The organism is Shigella sp. FC1967 (genome assembly GCF_001743005.1).
Taxonomy (GTDB): Bacteria; Pseudomonadota; Gammaproteobacteria; order Enterobacterales; family Enterobacteriaceae; genus Proteus.
On sequence record NZ_MIIZ01000023.1, the window covers coordinates 1 to 318 of the forward strand.

Genomic DNA, 318 nt, shown 5'->3' on the forward strand with positions numbered 1-318 from the left:
AAAGACTTGTGAAAATTCGAGCCCTTTAGCCGAATGAAGCGTCATTAACTGTACGGCATCTTGATACGCATCCGCCTGGCTTTCGCCTGATTCTAATGCGGCATGCGAAAGAAACGCTTGTAATGGCATTAAATCTTCGTCTTCATCTTGATAGCTAAATTGGCGAGTCGCCGTGACCAGTTCTTCTAAGTTTTCAATACGGGCTTGCGCTTTTTCACCTTTTTCCTGCTCATACATCGCTTTTAAACCTGAATCACGAATAATTCGGTCTGTTTGTACATGTAGTGGCATGTCTGCGGTTTCAGAAGCCAACGTCTC

General features: G+C 44.3%; 1 protein-coding gene. It reads right to left on the reverse strand.

Annotated features, from left to right (window positions below):
• On the reverse strand, positions 1-318 hold a 318-nt coding region (locus BHE89_RS00180), incomplete at both ends, for a 3'-5' exonuclease (protein ID WP_286145786.1).